The sequence below is a fragment of the Sporocytophaga myxococcoides DSM 11118 genome (assembly GCF_000426725.1).
In the GTDB taxonomy this organism is placed as follows: domain Bacteria; phylum Bacteroidota; class Bacteroidia; order Cytophagales; family Cytophagaceae; genus Sporocytophaga; species Sporocytophaga myxococcoides.
In genome coordinates, this window is the sequence record NZ_AUFX01000006.1 from 497,081 (window position 1) to 520,641 (window position 23,561).

General features: G+C 36.5%; 20 protein-coding genes. 11 read left to right on the plus strand and 9 right to left on the minus strand.

Translation table 11 applies throughout. The annotated features are described in order from the left end of the window. Positions 1-6 precede the first annotated feature (6 nt). From mreC to rodA, 4 genes are read left to right on the plus strand one after another with little or no spacing between them, the layout of a single operon-like run. The gene (mreC, locus tag K350_RS0110620; RefSeq protein WP_028979899.1) at positions 7-846 is read left to right on the plus strand and encodes a rod shape-determining protein MreC; all 840 of its coding nucleotides are present in this window, start codon (positions 7-9) and stop codon (positions 844-846) included. Further along, complete coding sequence (locus K350_RS0110625) at positions 843-1,358, plus strand: hypothetical protein (RefSeq protein ID WP_028979900.1); 516 nt, start codon at positions 843-845, stop codon at positions 1,356-1,358. The genes mreC and K350_RS0110625 overlap by 4 nt, the downstream gene beginning before the upstream one ends. After that, positions 1,359-3,191, plus strand: coding sequence for a penicillin-binding protein 2 (mrdA, locus tag K350_RS0110630; RefSeq protein WP_028979901.1), 1,833 nt, complete (start codon positions 1,359-1,361; stop codon positions 3,189-3,191). A 1-nt stretch (position 3,192) separates the two neighbouring features. Continuing rightward, positions 3,193-4,491 (plus strand): rod shape-determining protein RodA, encoded by a 1,299-nt coding sequence (gene rodA / locus K350_RS0110635; protein WP_028979902.1) that lies wholly within the window; start codon positions 3,193-3,195, stop codon positions 4,489-4,491. Here the strand turns inward: rodA and K350_RS0110640 are convergent. Next, complete coding sequence (locus K350_RS0110640; protein ID WP_028979903.1) at positions 4,488-5,543, minus strand: hypothetical protein; 1,056 nt, start codon at positions 5,541-5,543, stop codon at positions 4,488-4,490. The genes rodA and K350_RS0110640 overlap by 4 nt on opposite strands. A 156-nt stretch (positions 5,544-5,699) precedes the next feature. Between K350_RS0110640 and porZ the strand changes: the two genes are divergently transcribed. Together porZ and recO are read left to right on the plus strand one after the other, a co-directional pair. Next, a complete protein-coding gene (porZ, locus tag K350_RS0110645) occupies positions 5,700-7,982 on the plus strand; it encodes a type IX secretion system anionic LPS delivery protein PorZ (RefSeq protein ID WP_028979904.1) in 2,283 nt (760 codons plus the stop codon). Then, on the plus strand, positions 7,982-8,653 hold the full coding sequence (recO, locus tag K350_RS0110650) for a DNA repair protein RecO (protein ID WP_028979905.1): 672 nt from the start codon (positions 7,982-7,984) through the stop codon (positions 8,651-8,653). The genes porZ and recO overlap by 1 nt, the downstream gene beginning before the upstream one ends. Before the next feature lie 43 nt (positions 8,654-8,696). Here recO and K350_RS0110655 read toward each other — a convergent pair whose 3' ends face one another. Next, a complete protein-coding gene (locus tag K350_RS0110655) occupies positions 8,697-9,557 on the minus strand; it encodes a hypothetical protein (RefSeq protein WP_028979906.1) in 861 nt (286 codons plus the stop codon). Between the two features lie 89 nt (positions 9,558-9,646). Here K350_RS0110655 and chrA point away from each other — a divergent pair, with 89 nt between their 5' ends. After that, positions 9,647-10,873, plus strand: a complete 1,227-nt coding sequence (gene chrA / locus K350_RS0110660; protein WP_342665045.1) for a chromate efflux transporter — start codon at positions 9,647-9,649, stop codon at positions 10,871-10,873. On the opposite strand, the gene rfbA is transcribed toward chrA, so the two are convergent. From rfbA to K350_RS28275, 6 genes are all read right to left on the minus strand, one after another. Beyond that, on the minus strand, positions 10,856-11,725 hold the full coding sequence (rfbA, locus tag K350_RS0110665; protein ID WP_028979908.1) for a glucose-1-phosphate thymidylyltransferase RfbA: 870 nt from the start codon (positions 11,723-11,725) through the stop codon (positions 10,856-10,858). The two genes, chrA and rfbA, sit on opposite strands and share 18 nt — an antisense overlap. Positions 11,726-11,729: 4 nt before the next feature. After that, a complete protein-coding gene (locus K350_RS0110670; protein ID WP_028979909.1) occupies positions 11,730-12,734 on the minus strand; it encodes an SDR family oxidoreductase in 1,005 nt (334 codons plus the stop codon). A gap of 2 nt (positions 12,735-12,736) precedes the next feature. Next, on the minus strand, positions 12,737-13,804 hold the full coding sequence (rfbB, locus tag K350_RS0110675) for a dTDP-glucose 4,6-dehydratase (RefSeq protein ID WP_028979910.1): 1,068 nt from the start codon (positions 13,802-13,804) through the stop codon (positions 12,737-12,739). Between the two features lie 9 nt (positions 13,805-13,813). After that, positions 13,814-15,115, minus strand: a complete 1,302-nt coding sequence (locus K350_RS0110680) for a nucleotide sugar dehydrogenase (protein WP_211236735.1) — start codon at positions 15,113-15,115, stop codon at positions 13,814-13,816. Between the two features lie 69 nt (positions 15,116-15,184). Then, entirely contained in the window at positions 15,185-16,186 is a 1,002-nt protein-coding gene (locus K350_RS0110685; protein WP_028979912.1) for a UDP-glucuronic acid decarboxylase family protein, read from the minus strand. Positions 16,187-16,200: 14 nt separating this feature from the next. Further along, positions 16,201-17,568 (minus strand): UDP-glucose dehydrogenase family protein, encoded by a 1,368-nt coding sequence (locus K350_RS28275; protein WP_051313036.1) that lies wholly within the window; start codon positions 17,566-17,568, stop codon positions 16,201-16,203. Between the two features lie 190 nt (positions 17,569-17,758). Between K350_RS28275 and K350_RS0110700 the strand changes: the two genes are divergently transcribed. The 4 genes from K350_RS0110700 (at position 17,759) to hpf (ending at position 20,434) form a co-directional block, all read left to right on the plus strand. Continuing rightward, positions 17,759-18,898 carry an acyl-CoA dehydrogenase family protein gene (locus K350_RS0110700; RefSeq protein ID WP_028979913.1) on the plus strand — a complete coding sequence of 380 codons (1,140 nt, stop codon included), beginning with the start codon at positions 17,759-17,761 and terminating at the stop codon, positions 18,896-18,898. Positions 18,899-18,968: 70 nt separating this feature from the next. Beyond that, positions 18,969-19,163, plus strand: a complete 195-nt coding sequence (gene rpsU, locus K350_RS0110705) for a 30S ribosomal protein S21 (protein ID WP_028979914.1) — start codon at positions 18,969-18,971, stop codon at positions 19,161-19,163. 68 nt (positions 19,164-19,231) lie between these two features. Continuing rightward, positions 19,232-20,110 (plus strand): tyrosine-type recombinase/integrase, encoded by an 879-nt coding sequence (locus K350_RS0110710; protein ID WP_028979915.1) that lies wholly within the window; start codon positions 19,232-19,234, stop codon positions 20,108-20,110. Positions 20,111-20,134: 24 nt separating this feature from the next. After that, positions 20,135-20,434, plus strand: coding sequence for a ribosome hibernation-promoting factor, HPF/YfiA family (gene hpf / locus K350_RS0110715; RefSeq protein ID WP_028979916.1), 300 nt, complete (start codon positions 20,135-20,137; stop codon positions 20,432-20,434). Between the two features lie 79 nt (positions 20,435-20,513). Here hpf and infB read toward each other — a convergent pair whose 3' ends face one another. Continuing rightward, entirely contained in the window at positions 20,514-23,558 is a 3,045-nt protein-coding gene (gene infB / locus K350_RS0110720) for a translation initiation factor IF-2 (RefSeq protein ID WP_028979917.1), read from the minus strand. Positions 23,559-23,561 lie beyond the last annotated feature (3 nt).

The window sequence follows — 23,561 nt, forward strand, 5'->3', positions numbered from 1 at the left end:
ATTTAAATGCACAGGTTATTTCATTTTTTATACCAGTATAAGGCATTTCTTTTTTTTCTGATTCTCGAAGCCATATGTGTGTGGCTGATAATCAGAAACAACAGTTATCAAAGCGCATCCTATTTTAATACTTCAAATTACGTTGTTGGAGAAATTCTTCAGACCTCCAACAACGTAACTGAATATTTTAACCTCAAGGATGTAAACACTCAGCTTGCAGGAGAAAATGCAAGGCTGAAGCGACTACTTACCAAAGAGTATCAAAAAAAGGATTTTATTATTGGTAATAAGTCCGAATTTTTAAAAGCCAACCAGTACAATTACATTCCGGCCAAAGTTGTAAATAATTCCACAAGCCGTTTTACAAATTATATCACGATAGACAAGGGTAGTCTCGACGGAATCAAACCTGGCATGGGAGTTATTGCTCAGGACGGAATTGTCGGCAAGGTTAAATCATGCACCGAAAATTTCTCAACAATTATTTCGTTACTACATGAGAAATGGAGTGTCTCGGCCAAAATCTCAGATGGAGAAATTGATGGAATTGTAAAGTGGCAAGGAATGGATCCTGCCATAGCAGATCTGCAATATGTAGGCAGACATCACCATTTCAAAATTGGAGACAGTGTAGTTACTTCAGGCTACAATACCTTATTTCCTCCCGGAGCTTTGATAGGAAGAATTCAGGATTTCAAAATAGATCAGGGAAAACCATTTTATAAAATCAATGTTAAACTGGCGACAGACTTTACAACCCTGAAATACGTTTATATAATCGAAAATTACCTTAAAGCCGAAAAAGATTCTCTGGAAAGCCAGAGCAATTATTCATCTGACGAATGAGAAGCAGAACTATCTTAATGCCCATACTTCTGATTATCCTGTTTTGGGTATTACAAATATTGATATTCAGAAATTTTGCCTTCTTCAATATGGCATTTTGCTATATCTACATTGGCTTCATATTAATGCTGCCATATGAGATTCCGCATATGCTTACCATGGTTATTGCATTGGTATTTGGATTTACAATAGATGTATTCTATGACACATTAGGCATGCATATGGCAGCCAGCGTTTTCATAGCCTACATTCGTCCTTACGTAATAAATGTGCTTACCCCTAGAGGTGGTTATGATGCTACCATGGAAATCTCCATCCAATCTCTTGGATTCCAATGGTTCGCTTCTTACGCTGCGGTACTCATATTTATTCACCATACGCTTCTTTTTGCCATTGAAGCCTGGGGACTAAATGTCTTCTTTCAGGCGATAGGCAAAATTGTATTAAGCTCAATATTTACATTTGGGGTTTTCACCCTGCTACAGTTCCTGCTTTTCTCCCGCAAACGATAAATGTTCAGAGATAGAAAAAATATTGTTCAGTTGATTTTCATATTGACTGGAGCAGTCTTCATTGTAAGACTGTTTTTTATTCAGGTACTGGATTCAAGATATAAATTTGAAGCCCAGAATAATGTCATGCGCCGTATTATCGAGTACCCTTACCGTGGTCTGATCTATGACCGAAATGGAAAGATACTTGTATTCAACACCCCTGTATTTGACCTGATGGTCGTGCCAAAGGAGGTGCAAATAAAAGATACGCTCATCTTTTGTGAACGCTTTGGAATCACCAAAGAAGAATTTGTTAAAAAAATCAAAGAAGCAAGGGAATATTCAACTGTAAAACCCACTGCTTTCTTAAAACAACTCTCTATCGCTGATTTTGCCAAGGTACAGGACTTTCTTATAGACTATCCTGGATTTTATCCCCAGGCAAGAACAATTCGCTCTTACCCTCACCACAGTCTCGCCAATGCTTTAGGGTATATTGGAGAGATCTCCAAAAAACAACTGGAAAAGCAAGATAATAAGTATTACCTGCAGGGAGATTACATTGGAATCTCTGGTCTCGAAGCTAATTATGAAGAGTTGTTAAGAGGCCAAAGAGGTGTCAAATACATGATGGTGAATGTTAGGGGAGTTGAAAAAGGTTCTTTTAGAGATGGTATTTATGATACTATTTCCATACCAGGTGAAAATCTTTATACAAGCATAGACCTCGAACTTCAGCAATATGGGGAGAGGTTAATGGAAAATAAAATTGGTAGTGTTGTAGCCATTGAACCGGCTACAGGAGAAATCCTGGCATTTATTTCCAGCCCAACCTATGACCCTAATATATTAACTGGAAGACACTTTTCGGAAAATTACAGAAAACTGGAAAAGGATAGTTTAAAGCCATTATTTAACAGGCCTTTAATGGCAATGTACCCTCCGGGATCAATTTTTAAGATAGTTCAGGCACTTGTTGGACAGCAAATGGGAATTTTAACGCCCCACACGACGTTTGCATGTAACAAGTCGTGGGGACCTAACTGCCATAGTCATCCGTCTCCTCAAAATCTGATGGGCTCTCTTCAGTGGTCATGCAATCCATATTATTATATGGCATTTCGGAACATGATTCAACAAGGGAAAGACGATAATAAATTTAAAGATTCAAGAATAGGTTATATACAGTGGAGAGATTTAATCATGTCATACGGATTTGGTCATAAATTAGGTGTAGACTTACCTAATATGAAAGCTGGATATATTCCATCTCCGGAATTTTATGACAAATGGTATGGTTATAATGGCTGGAAACATTCGACGATACGATCTCTTGATATTGGACAGGGAGAGGTAATGATCGTACCGATTCAAATGGCGAATATGGCAGCTACTATTGCCAACCAAGGGTTTTATTATGCACCGCATTTTGTAAAACATATTGGCAAAAACAAGGAAGTTCCGGAACAATACAAGGAAAAACATTACGCCAAAGTTGATAAGAAATATTACCCTGTGATAATCGACGCTATGGAAATGGTTGTTAACGGTGGTACGGCCGCAATATTTAACAAAATTGACGGGATGAAGGTCTGTGGTAAAACAGGAACAGTTCAAAACCCTCACGGAAAGGACCATTCTGTTTATATTACATTTGCGCCTAAAGAAGACCCTAAAATTGCCATTGCGGTATTCGTTGAAAATGCAGGATTTGGAGCAATGACAGCGGCGCCTATTGCAAGATTAATGATGGAAAAATACCTGAACGATACCATCACTAAACCACATATTGAAAAATACATCCTGGAAAAAGATTTTATCCATAGGAATAAGACAGTTTTGAAAAAATAATATGCGTCAAGACGATAATTTATCAAAAAGTATAGATTGGCTCACCGTAGGGTTCTATGCTTTTTTCGTGATTGCAGGGTGGTTGAATGTGTTCGCCGCTGTATATGATGCGGAAGCACATCAGAATATATTTGACTTTTCTCTAAACTCAGGTAAACAGTTGGTCTGGATCGGCACATCTGTGGTCCTCATTATACTGATTCTTGTAATTGACTATAAGTTTTACAACACCTTTGCATACATTATGTACGGGTTGATGATCTTGCTACTTATAGCCACTATATTCCTGGGAACAGAAGCGAAAGGCTCCAGATCATGGTTCGAAATAGGGTCATTGAGAATTCAACCGGCGGAGTTTGCCAAGTTTATAACTGCCCTTGCACTTGCTACTTATTTAGGGAAAATCAATATTAAATTCGAAAAACTGCAAACCAAGCTCATGTGTGCCCTGATCATAGGGTTGCCGGCGATATGTATATTATTGCAAAATGAAACAGGATCAGTACTGGTTTTCAGCTCATTTATTCTTGTTCTCTATAGAGAAGGACTTTCTCCACTTATACTTATACTTGGCCTTGTCAGTGTTATTCTATTTATCCTGGCGCTTATATTTCCTCCTATTTCCATCGCTCAGGTCGTAGTCGGATTGGGTATTCTCGCTCTTATCTATATTATTACTTCAAGAAAGAAAAGTACTAAAGTCCGGACATTAGTAATCAGATCTTCTTTTGTGCTGGTAGGCTGTATTATTTGTATTGCAACTGCATTCAGCGTTGACTTCTTTGTAAATAAAGTTTTGCAGGATCACCAGAGAAAGAGAATTCTCGTCCTGGTAAATCCTGACATCGATCCTCTCGGGGCTGGCTACAATGTTACTCAATCCAAAATTGCAATCGGCTCAGGCGAATTTCTCGGGAAAGGTTTTCTTGAAGGGACACAAACTAAATTTGACTTTGTACCAGAGCAAAGTACCGACTTTATCTTTTGCACTATCGGAGAAGAACATGGCTGGCTTGGAAGCACTATCCTAATCGTAATGTATGTGCTTTTTATGATGCGGCTTGTTTATCTTGCAGAGCGGCAAAAGGATAAATTTGCAAGAATTTACGGCTACTCCGTTGCAAGCATTATATTTTTCCACTTTATGGTAAATATAGGAATGACGATTGGAATTTTCCCTGTTATTGGTATTCCTCTGCCATTCTTTAGCTATGGAGGATCATCACTGTGGTCATTTACAATCCTGCTATTTATTTTCTTAAAGCTGGACGCACACAGAAGACAATTATTGAGTCACTAATAAAATTTACGGCTTACTATTTCAAAAAAGTCCTGAACAGTCTTCTTGTTCAAATCCCACTTCCATTTTGGAAGGTATTTGTCCTTTAATATTTGCTTGGCCTCTTCCAGCTCAGAACAGTTATTTAATTCTGTCAATGCTGCTTCATATTCACCACTATGACCTGCAAATAATTCGCTTATAAAAATAAACTTCTGGTTAAGTGGAATCGCTGATTTGATATCAAAAATCTTGCTTTTCACATGCATCCCTGAGCTTGATACATTCTGCTGCTTAAGCATATCATTCAGGGTAAGTTGTGTCCGTGAAAATGTCTGATTAAGTGTTGTGTTTTCTTTTGTAGGGCTGGGAGTCGTTTCCAGAACAGGTGGAATCTCCACTGATTTTTTAATACTACTGCTCTCTTCTTTTCTTTCTTCAACTTTCAAATGAACAACCTGCTCTTCTATAATAAATTCCTTGGGATTGATCACAAGCAATGATGAAAACTGCTCAAGAATAGGCTGTATTGGATCGAAATAATCAGAGTGCTCAGAATAAAGGCTTGCCATTTCATTAAACTCATTTTCTTGAGTGTCTGGCTTCAACTTATTAATAATACTTTCGGAGAATCTCTTGTGTACCTTAAAAAATTTAAGATTTTTCTTTAACCCTTCAAGACTTTGTCCTGATTGAACAAGTTCAGTTTTTAAATATTCTTTAGGATTTATAATGTAAATAATAGACTCGTAAATAGCTTTTTGAAGCAGCGGGCGAAAAAACTCCTTCTTTATAAGGATATGGTTTGAAAGAATATTTAAGAGTACTTCAACACCATTTTTAACATCTTCATTTTCGTAATCAAAATAAGGACTTCTAAGCTTGGTAGTTTCTTCCTTCCACTTATCCATTAAAACTTTTAATACAAAAAAATTAACCTGATCTATTTTACAAAATCGGACAATCTGACTACCAGATATAGTTAAATTATTAGAGAAAAATTCAGAAGTAAGCTTTTCAGCCAATGCCACTGAATACGACTCACTTTTAGGTAAATTTACTCTTACAGACATACTCAACTCTTTGTTTTGTAAAACGGATTCTGATCTATTTTTTTATATAAAACCAGGATTTTATCAAATTTGAAAAAAAATATTCACTTTTCCTTTTTAGGTGAATGTAATAATTATTGTTTTTCGAAGTTATATTTGGGCAGGTGTCTTTTTATTATGAAATCTAGATTTATACTTTTAATCGTCCTTTGTCTTTTATTACAAGCAGGAACTTCTTTCGCTCAGTCATCCATCCCATTAGGAAGCTGGAGAACACACCTACCATATAATTTCTGGTCAGGACTTACAGTAGCAGGTAATAAAGTGTATGCCACTTCCAATCAGAGAAGTTTGGTCGTTATTGACCAAACTGATAATAGTATTTCTCCTTTATCAAAAATTAATGGACTTAGCGGTGTTGATTATACAAGAATAAAATTCAATGACTTCACTGGACAAACAGTAATAACCTATGCAGATGCTAATATTGACATTATTGAGAAGGATGGCTCCATTTATAACCTGAGTGAGCTAAAAAATAAGTTTATTATTGGCAGCAAGGTCATTAACCATATAAATTTCAGCAATGAGTTTGCATATCTTTCAACGGATTTTGGGTTAATAGTTATTAACCTTAAAAAGAAAGAAGTAAAGGAATCTTATACGAATATTGGTCCAAACGGAAGCACTTTAAAAGTATATGCTAGCTCTCTTAATCAGCAAAAGGACAGTTTATACGCAGCAACTGATAAAGGACTTATGGTTGCCAGGGTTTCAACAACCATCAATCTTCTCGATTATTCCAACTGGTATATATTTCAAACTCAAGACGGACTTCTTTCATCTATCAAAACAATAAACTATCTGAATGATATAATGATAGCAGGATCTCCATCTGAGGGTTTTTACTATTACACCAACCAAAAATGGCAAAAAAGCAATCTTCCTTATAGCAGCGGCCTTACCACGGTTAATTTAAGCGGATCTAAACTTCTCTGTGGCATGGATGATTATCTCTTGATAGTTGAAAATTTGGGAAGTTATGAATTGAAGTCAGGTTTCCCTTATAACTGGCCCAAAGAAGCTTCATTTGATCAGGCGGGCAATTTATGGGTTGCAGATCAGCAAGGCGGAGGGTTGTTTAAAGTATCTAACGGCAATATCCAATATTTCCAGATAAACTCTCCTCAAAATGAAAATTCTTTCACGATCGACACTTACGGAGATAAATTGGTAGTATGTGGAGGAGGATATGGGCCCACATATGGCAAAGCAAATCAGAATGGCCAGTATTGTATATTTGAAAACGATATATGGACCAATTCAGGAAGTTTATCTTATGCATCAGATATTATACATAGTACTTATAATCCTTATAATGGGAAATTATATTTCGCTTCATATGGCCATGGAATTTTAGAGTTAAAAAATAATCAAACTACTATTTACAATCCTACCAATACTCCGCTTATAGATCCAGGAGGAGGGCATGGCTCTTTTGTGTTAACAAGCGATGCTAAAGTTGACAAAAATGGTACTTTATGGATCCTCAACAGCTTTCTTCCTTCTTCAACTTCTCCGGCTCTTCACTCTTTGAGCAAGGATTCAGTCTGGAGAAATTATCCTATTACCCTTGACAATATAAGATTCAACATTGAATTGCTTATAGACAGCTACAATCAAAAGTGGATAAGAGTAATCCCGGGCAGAGGAGACGGACTTATAGTTTTTAATGAAAAAACTAATGTCAAAAGGTCTTTGGATAACACTCCGGGAAAAGGAGGCTTGCCACAAAAGGAGGTAACATGCCTGGCTGAGGATAAGAAGGGTGATATGTGGATTGGAACAAAGGGTGGTGTTGGAATCATCTACAACGTTTCTTCAGTTCTTACGTCCCCAACTGTTGATGCGGTAAAACCAATATATGAAGGATATCCACTACTCTATCAGGAAAATATCAAATGCATCACAGTTGATGGCGGAAACAGAAAATGGATTGGAACAGAAAACGGACTTTGGCTTCTTAGCGAAACTGGACTGGAAGTAATACATCATTTTACTGTTGACAATAGCCCGCTATTGTCCAACATCATCAATGATGTTGCAATTATGGAAAGTACCGGAGAAGTTTTCATTGCCACATCTAAAGGGCTTATATCTTTTAGAGGCGAATCAACTGAAGCTACTGACAAATTTCAAGACATAAAAATCTTCCCCAATCCTGTACCTCCAGGATTTGCTGGCACTGTAGGTATCTCCGGACTTGCTCAAAACGCGAATATAAAAATAACAGATATATACGGTAACCTTATCTTCCAAACAAAAGCTGCTGGAGGTACTGCAACCTGGAACGGTAAAAATTACAATGGTAAAAAGGCTGAGACAGGTACTTATCTTGTATTTTCTTCTTCAGAAAACGGAGAAGAATCAATGGTAGCTAAAATCGCCGTAATTGAATAATGCTTGTTAAAACTGAGGCAATAGTATTAAATTTCATTAAGTATAAGGAAAGTTCTATCATAGCTAAGATTTATACTAGTGAGCTTGGCATTCAAAGCTATATAGTAAATGGGGTTAGAAGCAAAAACAAAAGTAAGATTGCACTTTTCCAACCTCTCACAATCCTTGATTTAATTGTTTACAAAAAACTCAATGCAAACCTGAACAGAATTTCAGAGATACACTGCAGTCAACCATATAAAAGTCTTCCATATGACCTTAAGAAGACAACGATTGCATTAATGATTGCTGAAGTTTTAATAAAAACATTGAAGGAAGAAGAGGCGAACAAGGACTTATTCTTCTTTTTACATAAAAGCTTAATAATTCTTGATTCTTTAGAATCTGACTACGAAAATTTTCATATCCATTTCTTGTTTCAGCTTTCTTCCTTTCATGGTATTTTCCCTTCATCCGCAAAAGATATCATTACTTCAACTGCCATTATTCTTACAAAGGAAGAAGAAGCTAAGATCAATCTTTTTATTGGATCAGATTTTTTTGAGCCAGTAAAAATATCCAATGCAGTCCGTCAAAGGCTTCTCGAAATCCTCCTTCTGTTTTTTAATAAACACATTGAAAATTTTGGCGAATTAAAATCAGTTAAGATTTTAAGAGAAGTCCTTCACTAACAATGAAGGCGCTTTATGAGCGCCTCCTTTTATTTCAATACTATTAACTCGCAGCTTGCTTTAATGTAATTGTTCTTTCTACCGGATTAAATGGTGCCTTAACTGGCTTATTCTCTTTATCTATCAGTTCAAGTTTTATTTTCGTCTCTCCCATTGGCAAACCTTCAATTAAATAAGGCTTCCACTGAGTAATTGTGAATTCATTTCCGTTTATCGTAGCCTTTACTTTATTCCCATTTTCAGCCAGCTCTGTATTTACAAGATAAAAGTCCAACAGTATATTTTTTGTATCATTACCAACATACTCTCCCTTAGGTCTGCTATAGAATAACATAGGTTGAGTTAAATCTATATTTTTATTGGCAGCCTTACCAACTACAAACTGACGTAAATCATATGCTTGACTGTGTTTTAAACTTTCATGATAAGAACGTGAAAGGAAGGATAAGGCAACATAATGACCTTCTTTTAGTTCCTCTTCGAATTTTGGCTCATATTTAGCAATATAGGGCTCGTTATTTAAAATCAGGTGAATATGTTGACCATCTTTGGAATTGGCACATTTATCCTGACAAAAGCCTGATGTCTGGCCTTTTAGCTCATAATTTTTAATCTCGTAATTAAACTCCACCTTGCCGGGTTTTAATTTTCCATTTTCTTCTGGTTTATTCAACTCCAGAATAGCATCTGGAAAATCCGGAGATTGAACCAATGGTCTTAATGTAAGACCTCCGCTTTTCAACAGACCTACTGTATCCTCTTTAACTTCTTCCTTAACTACCGAAGTGTTATCTGTAGCTATTGTATCTACATTTTCTGCTTCGTTCGATTTTTCATTTTTGGAATCGCAAGAGACTAAAAATAGACAGATCAGAGCTGCCAAACTAAAATTAAACTTTATCATATGAGAATAGTTTGATTTGTTAGTGAGATTAAAATTTCTCCGAAATAACTATATTTAAGTTTAAAAGTTAAAAAATCCCTTCGACTCCATTGCTTCCTGAGGTTCCGTTACATAAAACAGAAAGTACCATCTCAATTAAAAAAGTAAGGCATCTTATTTTTTTAAAAGATGTTTTTCTCCTTTCCCTATCTGCTTTTGGAGGACCTCAAGCTCATCTAGCCTTATTTTTTAATATTTTGGTAAAAAAAAGAGGCTATATAACGGAAGCAGAATTAATAGAATTGAATTCTTTCTGTCAGATATTACCCGGACCTGCCTCAACACAAACGTTAACAGCTGTCGGATTTAAAATTGGTGGTCCTCGGCTTGCCTTTCTTACCTTACTTTGCTGGATTTTACCAACTGTGTCAATTATGACAATAGCTGCAATTGCAATTTCTTATCTGCAGCACGAAAGCATTCCATTGTATTTTACAAGATATATTCAACCTATGGCTGTTGGCTTTGTGGCATCTGCAGCTTATAAAATCAGTAGCGGAACAGTAAAAACTAAGACAAGTATAGTGCTCTTCATAATATCTGCTGTCATTTGTTATTTCATTCAGACACCTGCGATATTTCCTATCTGCCTAATTTTAGGGGGCTTTACCACCTCATTTCGTTTTAAAAAACAGCCTATTGAGGAAAGCGCAAGTCTGAAAAAAATAGAATGGTCCAACTTTTTTCTATTTACTGGAATATTTATCGGAGCAGCCTTGCTAGGGAAAATGACAAATGCACTACCAATCAGACTTTTTGAGAATTTTTTCAGAAACGGAAGTCTAATTTTTGGTGGAGGCCAGGCTTTAAGTGCTATGCTGTATAAGGAATTTGTTGTTTTTGATCAGAAACAATATCTGACTCATGAAGAATTTCTTTCCGGCTTCGCTCTTCTACAAATCTTGCCCGGACCTTTGTTTGCATTCAGTTCATTTGTTGGGGCATTATCTATGCGGGAGTTTGGTCTTTGGGGAGAAATATTAGGAGGAGTTGTGGCCGCTGCCGGCATTTTTCTTCCAGGTACTATTATGATTTTCTTTATAATACGTTTTTGGGACAGGTTAAAAAAATATAGGGCAGTAAGAGCTTCCCTTGAAGGGATAAATGCGGTCAGTGCTGGTATTGTTACTGCAACTGCTATAATTCTTTTTCAGCCATTGCAAGGCAACATTGTAAGTTATTTTATTATGGGAGGAACCTTTTGCTTACTTCAGTTCACAAAAGTTCCTCCTCCTATTATTATAATTTGTGGACTTTTATCAGGCTTTATTTTTTAAGAGGTCTAAAAGATAAGTCCCGTAACCGCTCTTCAACAAAGGTTTCGCAAGTTTTTCTAAACCTTCATCATTTATAAACTTCATGCGGTATGCAACTTCTTCAATACAGCCAATTTTCAAGCCCTGTCTCTCTTCGATAACCTGCACAAAATTGCCAGCTGCCATTAAGGAAGGGAAGGTCCCTGTATCAAGCCATGCCGTTCCTCTGTCAAGAATTCCGACTTTTAACTTACCCATCTCAAGATAAGCTTTATTAACATCTGTGATTTCATATTCGCCTCTTGGACTGGGCTCAAGGCATTTTGCAATTTCTACTACCTGATTGTCATAAAAATATAATCCGGGAACTGCGAAATTTGATTTAGGTTTTGCCGGTTTCTCTTCAATAGATAATACTTTATTGTCTTTGTCGAATTCAACAACACCATATCGCTCAGGATCCTGGACATGGTAAGCAAATACCACTCCCCCATCAGGGTCATTATTTTTGAACAATAAATTACTCAACCCAGAACCATAAAAGATATTATCTCCTAATATGAGCGCTACTTTATCATTTCCAATGAAAGATTCTCCTATCACAAAAGCCTGAGCAAGACCGTTGGGGGTTTCCTGAACAGCATAACTAAAAGAACAACCAAGATTTTTACCATCGCCCAAAAGTTTCTGGAAGTTCGGCATATCATGAGGTGTTGAAATGATAAGAATATCCTTAATTCCAGCCAGCATTAGAATTGAAAGAGGATAATATATCATTGGTTTATCATAAACCGGCATAAGCTGCTTGCTTACAGCAAGCGTCAATGGATGTAATCGTGTACCAGACCCTCCGGCAAGAATTATACCTTTCATTTTTTTATTTTTTTATTGATTCAAGATTAAACTTATACCAGTTATATGTAATCTCCAGCCCTTGAGAAACTTTAATTGCAGGTTCATACCCAAGCAATGATTTTGCCTTGCTAATATTTGCCAGACTATCCTGAATATCACCAACACGTTTGGGATGAATCTCAGGCTGAATTTCGTTATTACCAGAAATCTCCTGCAACTTTTTAAAGACCCCAACTAAAGATATAGTATCTCCAAAAGCTGCATTATAAATAGTGTTCAATGCCTCAGGATTATCTGTAAATGCTGCTTTAATGTTAGCCTGCACGGCATTTTCTACAAAAGTAAAATCCCTGCTTTGACTCCCATCTCCATGAAAAATAACTTTACCACCTGTAAGAAATGCTTCTATAAATCTTGGTATAACAGCGGCATAAGCACCTTGCACATTTTGCCTTGGACCAAATACATTAAAATACCTCAGCCCAATCAAGTTTACTCCGTAAATTTTAGAGAAAACATCGGCATACATTTCATTTATTTTCTTTGTAACAGAATAAGGAGACAACGCATTTCCTACTTTATCTTCCTGCTTTGGGAGTTCTTGATTATCGCCATAGACTGAAGAAGAAGAGGCAAAGACCATCCTTCTAACAGATTGATCTTTGACCGCGACAAGCATATTTAAGAATCCGTTGACATTAACTTCATTAGAAGTTATCGGATCATTGATACTTCTCGGGACAGAGCCTAAAGCAGCCTGATGAAAAACGATATCAACCCCCTCACAAGCCCTTTGGCAAGTTTCAGAATTTCTAATATCCCCTTCTATAAATTCAAATGAAGGATTATCTTCAAATGCAGAAATATTATGATAAAACCCAGTAGATAAGTTATCCAGAACCTTTACTTTTCCTGCATTATATTTAAGCAGATATTCTACCAGATTAGATCCTATAAATCCGGCTCCTCCTGTTACCAGGAAACAGTAGTTACTTAAATTTTCTTTATGAAAGGGAGTTTGAAACATCCTTAAAATTTTGAACTATATTGTAGTTGATAATAATTCTGATAGGCTCCGGAAGTTACATTTTCAAGCCACTCCTTATTATTCAGGTACCAGTCAACTGTAATATTAAGGCCTTCTTCAAACTGAAGTGAAGGCTCCCACCCAAGCTCTTGCTTTATTTTAGTAGCATCAATTGCATATCTTAGATCATGACCTGCCCTGTCTTTAACATAAGTTATGAGTGTTTCTGATTCACCTACAGGTCTTCCAAGTTTTTGGTCCATTACTTTGCATACTAACTTAACAATGTCAATATTCTTCCATTCATTGTTCCCGCCAATATTATATGTTTCACCGATCTTGCCTTTGTGAAAGATTACATCAATAGCTCTTGCATGATCTACAACATATAGCCAATCCCTGATATTCTCTCCCTTACCATAAACAGGTAATGGCTTTTTGTTGATGATATTATTAATCATCAAAGGCAGAAGTTTTTCAGGAAATTGATTTTGGCCATAGTTATTACTGCAATTGCTTACTAATACAGGAATTTTATAGGTATTATGATAAGCTCTTACGAAATGATCAGAACCTGCTTTTGATGCAGAATATGGAGATTGAGGATCGTATGATGTTGTCTCTGTAAAGAATCCTCCATCATGAAGAGAACCATAGACCTCATCTGTGGAAACGTGGTAAAATATCTTACCATCATAGTTATCTTTCCAGATGCTTTTGGCTGCATTTAAAAGATTAACTGTCCCAACAATATTTGTAAAAATAAATTCCATTGGATTTTCGATGGATCTGTCCACATGACTTTCTGCAGCCAAATGTATTACTCCATCAAACTTGTGTTCATTAAAAAGGGCTGATATAAATCCCGTATCTACGATATCGCCTTTCACAAATTTATAGTTTGGTGCATTTTCTACATCTGTAAGGTTCGCCAGATTTCCTGCGTAAGTAAGCTTATCAAGATTATAAATCAAATAATCAGAATATTTATTTACAAATAGCCTTACTACATGAGATCCAATAAATCCGGCTCCTCCTGTTATCAATATCTTTTTACTAAAGGTTTTCATAGATGTTCTTTATAAGCTCCAATATGTCAAATTTTTAAATTGATTCCGATACATCCCTTTTAAGTCAATAAAAACTGAATTCTGATCCATTAATTTACTAAAGTAGGATGGGTCGAGAGATGTATATTCCTTGTGAGGCACGGCCATAATTATGGCATCATATGGCCCCACAGTCTTTTGATTTATGTTAATTCCGTACTCATGCTCAAAATCTTCAGAAGATGCATGAGGATCTATAATATCTACTGTCAGTGAAAATGACCTTAACTCTTTGATCACATCCACAACTTTTGAGTTCCTTATATCTTCAACGTTTTCTTTAAATGTAGCCCCCATTATCAGGACTTTACTCTGATTAATATTTTTATTTTTTTTAATCAGCAGCTGAATAGTTTTCTTAGCTATATAAGCCCCCATATTATCATTTATTGATCGACCACTCAGAATCACATTCGGATTATACCCCAATGATTTAGCTTTGTGAGTTAGATAATACGGGTCTACACCTATACAATGGCCTCCCACAAGTCCAGGAGTAAATTTCAAAAAATTCCATTTAGTCGCAGCAGCTTCCAGTACTTCATAAGTGTTGATTCCGAGCTTATCACAAATAATTGAAAGCTCATTCATCAATGCAATATTCAGATCTCGCTGGGTATTTTCAATAATTTTAGCTGACTCTGCAACTTTAATTGAAGAGGCTTTATGAATTCCTGCCTCTACAACGAGTGCATAAATTTTTGCAATTTCATCCATTGCTTGATCATCAGATCCTGCAACAACTTTAATAATTTTTGAGAGCGTATGTTCTTTGTCTCCCGGGTTTATTCTTTCAGGGGAATACCCTACTTTAAAATCTTCATTAAATTTTAAGCCGGAAATCCTTTCTAGGATAGGAATACAATCCTCTTCAGTACAACCTGGGTAAACAGTAGATTCAAACACAACATAGTCGCCTTTTTTCAACACCTTCCCTACAGTATTACAAGCTGCTATGAGTGGTTTAAGATCAGGATGATTGAATGTATCTATCGGAGTAGGAACTGCTACAATAAAAAAACTCACATCTTTAAGATCCTCAACAGAATGAGTAAAAATGATACTTTTTCCCAAAAAATCTTCTTTATCCAATTCGCCGCTTGGATCTATACATCGACGCATCAGCTCAACACGCTCTTTGTTTATATCAAATCCGACAACATCAGTTTTTTTGGCGAATTCCAGAGCAATTGGCAGCCCAACATATCCCAACCCAACCACACATAAACTCTTTCTCCTGGCTACAATATCATCATATATATTAAAGTCCATCCTTTAAATTAGCCTGCCAGCAAAAGCTGGCAGGACTTTTTAATTATAAATGATATTTCTCTCAAAAGATTACTTCGAATAACTAGAAAATTCTTTAGGTTCTGTTTTCAACTCTTCTGAAGGTAAATTTTTGAAGTAATCATAAGTTACTTTTAGTCCTTCTGATCTGGAAACTTTTGGCTCCCATCCAAGAATTTCTTTTGCTCTCGTAATATCCGGCCTTCTTTGTTTAGGATCATCTGTTGGTAGAGGCTTATAGATTATTTTCTGAGAAGTACCTGTAAGTTTAATAATTTCCTCAGCAAATTCTTTAATAGTAATTTCATCAGGATTACCAACATTTACCGGATATACATAGTCACTCAACAATAACCTGTAAATACCTTCAACAAGGTCATCAACATAGCAGAATGATCTGGTTTGAGATCCATCACCGAATACAGTAAGATCTTCTCCTCTGATAGCCTGACCAACGAATGCAGGAAGTGCTCTTCCATCATTTAATCGCATTCTAGGACCATAAGTGTTAAAAATTCTAACGATTCTGGTTTCAAGTCCATGAAAAGTATGATAAGCCATAGTAATAGCTTCCTGAAACCTTTTGGCCTCATCGTAAACTCCTCTAGGACCTATAGGGTTAACATTTCCCCAATAATCCTCATTCTGAGGATGAACATGGGGGTCTCCATAAATTTCGGAAGTAGAAGCCACAAGGATTCTTGCCTTTTTAGCCCTTGCTAAACCTAAAAGATTGTGCGTTCCTAATGAACCTACTTTTAATGTCTGAATAGGAATTTTCAGATAATCTATTGGGCTGGCCGGAGAGGCAAAATGAAGAATATAGTCCAGGTTGCCAGGGACATGCACAAATTTCGAAACGTCACAATTATAAAATTCAAATTGTGGCAAATGAAACAAGTGTTCAATATTTCTTAAATTTCCCGTAATCAGGTTGTCCATTGCTATTACATGGTAACCTTCTGCGATAAATCTATCACACAGGTGAGACCCTAAAAAGCCGGCACCTCCGGTAACTAAAACTCTTTTATTTGTTGTGGCTTTATTATACATTTCTAAGTAACCTCTTAGTTTTCAATAATTTTATCTTTGCTAATGGTAATTTTTTCTCCTGTTTTGGAATCTCTTGTTACTTTTTCTCTTCCAATAGATTCATAATGGAAACCTAATTCCTTCATTTGTTCAGTTTTGAATACATTTCTTCCATCGAAAATCACTTTTGCATTCATTCTCTGGATCATTTTAGGGAAATCAGGAGTACGGAATGCAGGCCATTCTGTAACAATTACTAATGCATCAGCTTTAAGTAAAGCGTCATACTGATTGTCAACAAAGGTAATTCTGTCGCCCAAGATTTTTTTCACATTATCCATAGCTTCCGGATCAAAGGCTGCTATTTCTGCACCTTCTGCTAATAGAGCATTGATAATATATAAAGCTGGCGCTTCTCTGATATCATCAGTATTTGGTTTAAATGCTAATCCCCAAATTGCTATTCTTTTTCCCATAAGATTACCCTTGAAGAAGTTCTTAATCTTCGGAATCATAATGGTTTTCTGAATTTCGTTGATATCTTCAACTGCGTTCAGAATTTTAAAATCATAGTTATTGTCTTTTGCAGTTTTAACAAGAGCTTTTACGTCTTTAGGAAAACAGCTTCCTCCATATCCAACACCTGCAAAAAGGAATCTGTTACCAATTCTTTTATCAGTACCAATACCCATTCTAACCATATCTACATTCGCTCCTACTTTTTCACATAGGTTTGCTATTTCATTCATAAATGAAATTTTCATGGCAAGAAAGGCATTTGCAGCATATTTTGTAAGCTCAGCAGACTCTTCATCCATCATGTGAATAGGATTTCCCTGCATTACGAATGGAGCGTACAGTTTTTCCATCAGTTTTTTCGCTCTTTCAGAAGATGTACCAATTACCACGCGGTCTGGTTTCATAAAATCCTCAATAGCGACGCCCTCTCTTAAGAATTCCGGGTTAGAAACAACATCAAACTCGCAATTGCAATTCATTGCAATTTTTTGTCTTACCTTTTTAGCAGTTCCTACTGGAACAGTACTTTTATCTATGACGACAACATAGTCTTTTATTAAAGAGCCTAGCTGCTCGGCCACCTTTAAGATAAAGCTCAAATCAGCTGCGCCATCCGCTCCTGGAGGTGTAGGCAAAGCTAAAAAGATTACCTCTGCTCCATCAATTGCATCTTCTAGTTTAGTCGTAAAAGTCAATCTGCCCTCATTAATGTTTCTTTCAAACATAATATCAAGACCAGGCTCATAAATTGGCACAATACCCTCCTTCATTTTGCAGACCTTTTGCTCATCGATATCGACACAAGTCACAAAATTGCCTGTTTCAGCAAAACAGGTTCCTGTTACTAAACCTACATATCCTGTTCCTACAACTGTAATTTTCATGATTATAAAGTTAACGGTTTACCAAAAATTCAATATAATTCCTTTTGCTAAGATAGCATTACTTTTTTATAACTTTATCAAGAGCCACAATGTTGGAAATACTTTTTTTTCCTATTTGGACCAAAAGTTCAATTTTTTCTCAACAAATTAAAATTGTACAACGTTTATAAAAAAAAAATATTTTTAGAATATGAATTTTGACCTCAATGAAAACCAACAAATGATAGCCAGAATGATCCAGGATTTTGGCCAGAGAAGTATAAAACCTCATGTATTGGAATGGGATGAAAAACAGGAGTTCCCTATTCCTCTCTTCAAAAAACTGGGAGAATTGGGACTCATGGGTGTTTTGGTACCCGAAATATACGGAGGGGCAGGATTCTCATATTTTGAATACATTACTGCAATCAAGGAAATATCCAAAATTGACGGTGCGATAGGACTTTCAGTAGCAGCGCACAATTCCCTTTGCACTGGCCATATTTTATCTTTCGGTAATGAGGATCAAAAAAAGAAATATTTGCCCAAACTTGCTTCAGCAGAATTTATTGGGGCCTGGGGTCTTACTGAACCAAATACAGGATCAGATGCTGGAAATATGAAAACCGTTGCCGTGCAGGATGGTGATTATTGGATAATAAATGGATCCAAAAATTTTATTACCCATGGTAAATCAGGAGATTTGGCAGTGGTGATAACAAGAACAGGAAATCCAGGTGAGCACAGATGTTCTACCGCATTTATTATTGAAAAAGGTACTCCCGGATTTAGCGCAGGAAAAAAAGAAAATAAATTGGGAATGCGCGCATCCGAAACAACAGAACTCATATTTGACAATGTAAGAGTCCACAAAGATCAAATGCTTGGAAGTAAGGGAGATGGCTTTGTCCAAGCAATGAAAGTTCTTGATGGAGGAAGGATATCAATTGCAGCATTAAGCCTTGGCATTGCAGAAGGAGCATTTGATGCCGCATTAAAATATTCTCAGGAACGTCATCAATTCAACAAGCCTATTGCTTCTTTTCAGGGAATTTCATTTAAACTGGCAGAAATGGCTACCGAACTTGAGGCCGCAAATCTCCTGACCTTAAAAGCGGCAGATATGAAAATCAAAGGAATGCACATGACAAAAGAGGCGGCGATGGCAAAATATTATGCATCCGAAGTTGCAGTAAAAGTTGCAAATGAGGCTGTTCAGATTTTTGGTGGATATGGATATACAAAGGATTTCCCTGTAGAAAAATTTTATAGAGACGCGAAACTGTGTACAATTGGTGAAGGAACTTCAGAAATTCAAAAAATAGTTATAAGTAAAAATCTAATAAATTAAAAATTTAAATCTAGGCAAGTGAATATTTGTGAATAATTACTTATATTTGCATCCCTTAAATTGAAAATAAATGATTATCATCAACGTAAAAGAAAACGAGTCAATAGATAAAGCTCTTAAGAGATTTAAGAAGAAATTCGAAAGAACAGGTGTATTGAAAGAACTTCGCGCAAGAAGCTATTACGAGAAAAAATCTGTTTCCAGAAGAGCTGAAAAAATCAGAGCTGTTTATAGACAAAAACTTAATGAGCAAGAAACAATATAGTTTCTTTCTTTTGAAATAAGATTTTTTTTATTATGTTTAGTATTACCTGATATTCAGGTAGTACTAATATGATAGAATCGTATTTAAATTATATTAGATATGAAAAAAGGTATAGCAATCATACCTTTATTTCATATCAAAATGACCTCAATCAATTCTCTGTCTTTTCAAAAGACAGCTATGGCTTGTCATGCCCTTCTGAAGCATCTTATCAGATGATTAGAGCTTGGATTATAACATTGGCAGAAAATGAAATTACAGCAAAATCAATCAACAGGAAGATTGCATGTCTAAGATCTTTCTTTAAATATCTCCTTAAACAAGGAACAATTCAAAAAGACCCTACTCTTCGTCTTAAAGCACCTAAAATAAACAAACAATTACCTCATTTTGTCGAGGAAAACGATTTATTACGTCTCCTTGATCATTTCATATTTTCCTTAGACTTTTATGGATTCAGAGATAAACTTATCCTTGAACTTCTTTATGGAACAGGTATTCGTTTGTCCGAACTTATTTCAATAAAAGAAGAACACATCAATAAGTTTGAGCGTATTATTAAAATCAAAGGGAAGGGAAACAAGGAACGAATCATTCCTCTGAACGAAAACCTAATGAATCTTATTAATATATATAAGAAGGAGAGAGAAAAAGTGATTGAAAAGCCTAATGAATATTTAATTATTACGGACAAAGGTGAACAAAGCTATCCGATGTTTATTTACCGCACAGTAAAAAACTATCTTGATACCATACCCACTTTGGAAAAAAGAAGTCCCCATGTATTGAGGCATACTTTTGCTACTCATCTTCTTAATAAAGGAGCAGATTTGAATGCTATTAAGGATTTGTTGGGGCACAGCAGCCTTGCAGCAACTCAGGTTTATACCCATAATTCTCTGGATAAGCTCAAAGCCATTTTTGAGCAGGCTCATCCAAAAGCATGATTGATAACTTTAAATTATATAACTATGAAACTTCAAATGCAATCTATCCATTTCGACGCAGACAAAAAGTTGCTAGATTTTATTCAGAAAAAACTGGACAAACTTGAAACTTTTTATGATAGAATCACTGAAGGAGACGTTTACCTTCGGGTCGAGACAGATGATGTTAAAGGGAATAAATCTGTGCATGTTAAACTTTTTCTTCCTGGAACATCAATAATGGCTAAGGAACAAGCCGCTTCATTTGAAGAAGCTGTTGATTTAGTCTATGAAAACTTAAAACGTCAACTTCAGAAGACCAAAGAAAAAATGAACTCAATCTAATTATTACTATCAGATTGATTGTATTTATAATGAAAAAAGCCCCAAATCGGGGCTTTTTCATTAAATTATTTTTTAAAACTTATAAAGTACGTTTAGTTTCTTTTTCTTCGAATGCCTCAACTATATCACCTACCTGCAGGTCATTAAACCCTTGGAAGCTCAAGCCGCACTCATATCCAAATTTCACTTCACTCACATCATCTTTATATCTCTTCAGTGAATCTAGCTTACCAGTATGAACAACAATTCCATCTCTGACTACTCTGACTTTACTTTGTCTTCTGATAAGGCCATCAGTAACATAACAGCCGGCAATAGTACCAACTTTTGAAATCTTGAATGTCTCTCTAACTTCAACATTTGCTACAACGACCTCTTCAAGTTTTGGCTCAAGCATGCCTTCCATCGCATCTTTCACTTCATTGATCGCATCGTAAATGATGGAGTAAAGTCTGATTTCAATTTCTTCCTGATCAGCAAGCTTTCTTGATGTTGTAGTTGGCCTTACCTGGAAACCTACAATGATTGCATCCGATGCAGATGCTAGCAATACATCTGATTCCGAAATTGCACCAACTGCTTTATGTATGATTCTAACCTGAATTTCAGGAGTAGATAGTTTAAGCAATGAATCAGAAAGTGCTTCAACCGAACCATCCACGTCACCTTTAACGATAATGTTAAGCTCTTTGAAGTTTCCGATAGCAAGCCTTCTTCCGATTTCGTCAAGTGTTATATGTTTTCTTGTGCGGATACTCTGCTCACGAAGCAATTGCTCCCTCTTAGTAGCAATTTCCCTTGCTTCTCTTTCAGACTCCATAACATGAAATTTATCACCTGCCTGCGGTGCTCCATTCAAACCAAGCAGCTGAACCGGAGTAGATGGGCCTGCCTTTTTGACTTTAACGCCTCTATGATCAGTCATTGCTTTAACTTTTCCATAGTGAGCTCCGGCAACAACAACGTCTCCAACACTAAGTGAACCACTTTGAACAAGAACCGTAGCTAAATAACCACGACCTTTATCAAGAGACGCTTCCACAATAGTTCCTGAGGCATTTCTATTAGGATTTGCCTTTAAATCTAGAATTTCAGCCTCTAGCAAGACTTTATCCAATAACTCAGAAATACCTTTTCCGCTCTTCGCAGATATTAACTCACACTGATATTTTCCACCCCAGTCTTCTACTAAGATATTTTCTTTAGCAAGCTCTTCTTTAATTTTATCAGGGTTAGCAGTAGGTTTATCCACCTTATTGATAGCAATAACTATCGGCACACCCGCAACCATAGCATGATTTATTGCCTCTTTAGTTTGCGGCATCACACTATCGTCTGCTGCTACAACTATAATTACAATATCTGTAATTTTAGCTCCACGGGCACGCATCGCGGTGAACGCTTCGTGACCTGGGGTATCCAGGAAGGTTATTTTCTTGCCTGAATCTGTGGTTACATTATATGCACCAATGTGCTGAGTGATACCTCCGGCTTCGCCTTGTACAACTTTAGTTTTTCTTATATAATCAAGGAGTGACGTCTTTCCATGATCGACGTGTCCCATAATTGTTACTATAGGAGCCCTTTCAACCATGTCTTCGGGGCGATCTTCAGCCTCTGCAATGATTTCCTCATCATCGCTTGAGATAAATTCTGTAGTGTACCCAAATTCATCAGCAATTACGGTAATTGCTTCCGCATCTAGCCTTTGATTTATTGAAACAAACATACCTAAACTAAGGCATGTCGAAATAACTTGGTTAACAGAAACCTCCATCATAACGGCCAAGTCATTTGCTGAGATATATTCTGTAACTCTCAAAACTTTGGCCTGTTCATGTTCATGAAGCATCCTTTCCTCCTCAGCCTCGGCAAATGCAGACCTTTTGTCCTTTCTGTATTTTGCTCTGTTAACTGGGCCTTTGTTTCCGCTTAATTTTGCAAGTGTCGCTTTGATTTGATCCTGAATCTGTTTATCAGAAACCTCCTCTTTTACAACTGGCTTCTTAAAGTTTTTGTTTCTGTTATTATTATCCCTATTGGCATTTCCAGGTCTATTAGCATTTCCAGGTCTATTGTCTCTGGATTGTGTTCCTGCTCCTGTCTGAACCTGAGGCGTCCCTGTTTGAGTAGTGGGCTGGCCTTCCTTGCCAGGAATTCTGAGTCTTTTACGCTTTCTCTTAAGTTTCTTTTTGTCTTTGTCGTCAGAAGAGGCTACAGGTTTATTATCCTTTTTCTTAGGCTTATCTGGCAATTCTATTTTGCCCATTACGGTAAGACCTTTCAAGGTATCGGCTTTTGCCTTTATTAACTCCTCTTCTTCCTGTGGCTTAACAACCGGTGGCATTTGCTGCAGAGGTTTTGTGATTACTTCTTCGGTCACCTGAACTGGTTTTACAATTTCCTCTACCGGCTTTTCTTCCTTCTTCACTTCCGGAATCTTGATTTCCTTAGGTTCAGGTGCAACAGGAGCAACTACTTCTTCCACCTTTGGCTTTACAGGCTCCTTAACTTCAACTACTTCCTGAACTACTTTTACAGGTTTTACAGGCACAGGTTCCTCTTTTATAGTTACCGGCTCCTCTGCTTTTTTCACTTCTTTAGGTTGCTCGACAACTTGCTTAGGTTCTTTTACCTCCGCAGGTTCTTCGACTTTAGGTTTAGTTTTTTTCTTCTCATTCAGATCAATTTTCCCTAATACTTTTATCCCTTGAAGCTTTACTTTTGAAAGATCTGATTCTGAAGAGGCATCTACTTGCTGTTCTTTAACAGGTTCAGTTTTGACAACCGGCTCTTCTGCTGGTTTGCTTTTTTCTGTACTAGTATTTTTAATGAAGAATTCTTCGTCTTCATCTTTAGCTCTTTTCTCAGCTGTATTTTCTGACTCAATGATGATGTTGTCAGTATGCTTTTTACCAATGGTGAGACCAGACGCTTCCTTTTTATCAAGTGCTGAAGACTCGAATTCTTTCATCAGCAGATTGAATTGTTGAAGCGTTATTTTTGAATTAGGATTATTTTCAATTTCAAAGCCTTTAGCAGCAAGGTGTTCTGTAATTGTAGAAAGACCTACATTCAGTTTTCTTGCCACCTGGCTTAGCCTCATCATTTTTTCTTCAGTCATTAC

What these genes read in the sequence shown, in the direction of transcription:
- K350_RS28275 (WP_051313036.1), bottom strand. Translation starts at nt 17,568, where the DNA reads ATGAAAATTACAGTTGTAGGAACAGGATATGTAGGTTTAGTAACAGGA.
- mreC (WP_028979899.1), top strand. Translation starts at nt 7, where the DNA reads ATGCACAGGTTATTTCATTTTTTATACCAGTATAAGGCATTTCTTTTT.
- K350_RS0110680 (WP_211236735.1), bottom strand. Translation starts at nt 15,115, where the DNA reads ATGGACTTTAATATATATGATGATATTGTAGCCAGGAGAAAGAGTTTA.
- rfbA (WP_028979908.1), bottom strand. Translation starts at nt 11,725, where the DNA reads ATGAAAGGTATAATTCTTGCCGGAGGGTCTGGTACACGATTACATCCA.
- K350_RS0110670 (WP_028979909.1), bottom strand. Translation starts at nt 12,734, where the DNA reads ATGTTTCAAACTCCCTTTCATAAAGAAAATTTAAGTAACTACTGTTTC.
- rodA (WP_028979902.1), top strand. Translation starts at nt 3,193, where the DNA reads ATGCGTCAAGACGATAATTTATCAAAAAGTATAGATTGGCTCACCGTA.
- porZ (WP_028979904.1), top strand. Translation starts at nt 5,700, where the DNA reads ATGAAATCTAGATTTATACTTTTAATCGTCCTTTGTCTTTTATTACAA.
- K350_RS0110685 (WP_028979912.1), bottom strand. Translation starts at nt 16,186, where the DNA reads ATGTATAATAAAGCCACAACAAATAAAAGAGTTTTAGTTACCGGAGGT.
- rpsU (WP_028979914.1), top strand. Translation starts at nt 18,969, where the DNA reads ATGATTATCATCAACGTAAAAGAAAACGAGTCAATAGATAAAGCTCTT.
- rfbB (WP_028979910.1), bottom strand. Translation starts at nt 13,804, where the DNA reads ATGAAAACCTTTAGTAAAAAGATATTGATAACAGGAGGAGCCGGATTT.
- K350_RS0110700 (WP_028979913.1), top strand. Translation starts at nt 17,759, where the DNA reads ATGAATTTTGACCTCAATGAAAACCAACAAATGATAGCCAGAATGATC.
- K350_RS0110625 (WP_028979900.1), top strand. Translation starts at nt 843, where the DNA reads ATGAGAAGCAGAACTATCTTAATGCCCATACTTCTGATTATCCTGTTT.
- infB (WP_028979917.1), bottom strand. Translation starts at nt 23,558, where the DNA reads ATGACTGAAGAAAAAATGATGAGGCTAAGCCAGGTGGCAAGAAAACTG.
- K350_RS0110710 (WP_028979915.1), top strand. Translation starts at nt 19,232, where the DNA reads ATGATAGAATCGTATTTAAATTATATTAGATATGAAAAAAGGTATAGC.
- hpf (WP_028979916.1), top strand. Translation starts at nt 20,135, where the DNA reads ATGAAACTTCAAATGCAATCTATCCATTTCGACGCAGACAAAAAGTTG.
- K350_RS0110655 (WP_028979906.1), bottom strand. Translation starts at nt 9,557, where the DNA reads ATGATAAAGTTTAATTTTAGTTTGGCAGCTCTGATCTGTCTATTTTTA.
- K350_RS0110640 (WP_028979903.1), bottom strand. Translation starts at nt 5,543, where the DNA reads ATGTCTGTAAGAGTAAATTTACCTAAAAGTGAGTCGTATTCAGTGGCA.
- mrdA (WP_028979901.1), top strand. Translation starts at nt 1,359, where the DNA reads ATGTTCAGAGATAGAAAAAATATTGTTCAGTTGATTTTCATATTGACT.
- recO (WP_028979905.1), top strand. Translation starts at nt 7,982, where the DNA reads ATGCTTGTTAAAACTGAGGCAATAGTATTAAATTTCATTAAGTATAAG.